At 69.2% G+C, this 2,175-nt stretch carries 2 protein-coding genes; both read left to right on the top strand.

Annotated features, from left to right (window positions below):
* Positions 1-155 precede the first annotated feature (155 nt).
* Positions 156-857: a response regulator transcription factor gene (locus AB1609_22010; protein ID MEW6049110.1), complete on the top strand. Its 702-nt coding sequence runs from the start codon at positions 156-158 to the stop codon at positions 855-857.
* A 2-nt stretch (positions 858-859) separates the two neighbouring features.
* Positions 860-2,175 (top strand): histidine kinase dimerization/phospho-acceptor domain-containing protein (locus AB1609_22005; GenBank protein ID MEW6049109.1); only part of this gene is annotated, 1,316 nt, incomplete at its 3' end.

The raw sequence follows: 2,175 nt of genomic DNA, 5'->3' as shown, positions 1-2,175 counted from the left end.
ACTCCTTCCCCTCATCGCCTTGCTTTGAGGTTTGCCCCAAGTATTGCATGCCACGACGTCCAACACAAGAGGCGAAGCGTCCTGCCTGCTGTTTCTGGATACCCGTCACCGGTATGCTATACTCGGTGGCGGAGAGGGCGGACGGGCGAACAGCGATGGCAGATTACGTCGTGGTCATCGATGACGACACCAAGCTCACCGAGATGCTTCGCCGCGCCCTTGCCTACGAGGGGTTCGACGTGGGCACGGCGGCCTCCGGTGCCGAAGGGCTCCGCCTGGCGTTGCAGCGTTCGCCCGACCTCGTCATCCTCGACTGGATGATGCCGGACCTCGACGGCCTTGAGGTCTGCCGCCGCCTGCGAGAGGCCGGGGACGTTCCTATCCTGATGCTCACCGCCCGGGACGCCGTGCAGGACCGGGTGCAGGGTCTAGAGGCCGGCGCCGACGATTACCTCATGAAGCCCTTCGCCCTCGAGGAGCTGCTCGCTCGCATCCGGGCGCTCCTCCGGCGCCGCAGCCGTCAGGTCGCCGCCGTACAGCAGCCTGCCGAAGCGGTGCGCTTTGCCGACCTTGTGCTGGACACCGGCGCCCGGGAGGCGCGCCGGGCCGGCCGCTCCATTCCCCTTTCCACGACCGAGTACGAGCTTCTGGAGCTGTTCATGCGCAACCCCCGCCGGGTGCTGCCCCGGGAACTCATCATGGAACGCATCTGGGGCTACGACTTCCAGGGGGAGTCCAACGTGCTCGAGGTGTACGTCGGATACCTGCGCCGCAAGCTCGAACAGGCCGGCGAGCCCCGCCTCATCCACACGGTGCGCAGCGTCGGGTACGTGCTGCGGGAGGGCCCCGAGGGATAGCCATGTCGATCCGGCTTCGGCTCGCGTTCTGGTACGGGGTGCTCCTGGCCGCGCTGGTGCTCGTCTTCGGCGGGCTCATCTACTCCAGCGTCCAGGCATATCTCCGTGACGACCTGCGAGCCAGCACGCGCCGGCTGGGCGACCACTTCGCCGAATCGCTGCGGACGGCCGCGGATGGCTCCTCGGTCGAGCCGCTGCTGAAGGCGTTCGAGGCCCCCGACACGCTGGTGGCGATTTACGACACCGATGGAACGATCCTGGCGCGCTCTGGGTCGGCGCCCGGCGCTGTGGAGGCGCTTGCCGGCCCTCAGTTCCATGGCTTGCCGGAAGCCGGGCAATCCCCGGCCGGCGCCCTCGCCGCCGAAGGCTTCATCGAGCAGCCCCTGACCGGGTACCGGGTGGTGCGCCGGGTGCCCCCGCCGAACCGGCTGTCCGAGAGCCGGCCGGTGCTGGCGGTGGCCGTCGGGTGGTTTTCAAGCCGCCAGGCGCTTCTCGATCATCTCCTGCGTGTCCTGGCAGGCGGCGCTGTGCTGGCCACCGTGGCCGCGGTGGCACTGGGTTGGGCCATGGCGGGCGGCGCGCTGCGCCCCATCTCAGCCATGATCGACACCGCACGCGCCATTGCCGCTTCCCGGAGCTTCGGCCGCAGGCTCCCCGTCGAGCGCCGCCACGACGAACTCGGCCGTCTGGCTGCCGCCTTCAACGAGATGCTGGCCGCCCTGGAGCAGGCCTTTGAGAACCAGCGCCGCTTCGTCGCCGACGCCTCCCACGAGCTTCGGGCCCCTCTGGCGACCATTCAAGGCAACCTCGAACTCCTCGAGCGTGCCGCCACCCTGCCTGAGCCCGAACGGCAGGCCATCTGGGAGGACATCCGCGACGAGGTGCGCCGCCTGGGCCGGCTGGTCAGTGACCTGCTGTCGCTGGCGCGGGCGGAGTCCGGCCAGCCGCTGCAGTGCCGTCCCGTGGAGCTTGACCGGGTCGTCACCGACGTGCTGCGGAGCATGCGGGTCGAGATGGCGAGGCACCGCCTGACGGTCGAACACCTGGAGCCCGTTCAGGTGCTGGGCGACCCCGACCGCCTGCGGGAGTTGCTGGTCATCCTGCTGGACAACGCCATTCGCTACACACCGGAAGGCGGGCGGATACGGGTGAAGCTCGTGCGGCAGTCTCCCGGCGTTCAGAGCCACGCGCCCCACGGGGCAGACGGCGCGGGCGAGGCCGAACTCGTCGTCGAGGACACGGGGATCGGCATTTCGGCTGAGGACTTGCCGCACATCTTTGAACGCTTCTACCGGGCCGACAAGGCCCGATCCCGGCA

This window comes from Bacillota bacterium (assembly GCA_040754675.1).
In the GTDB taxonomy this organism is placed as follows: Bacteria; Bacillota; Limnochordia; order Limnochordales; family Geochordaceae; genus Geochorda.
This window is presented reverse-complemented; position numbering and strand designations above follow the sequence as displayed.

Coding starts and splice junctions, on each gene's coding strand:
- AB1609_22010 (MEW6049110.1), top strand. CDS start 156: ATGGCAGATTACGTCGTGGTCATCGATGACGACACCAAGCTCACCGAG.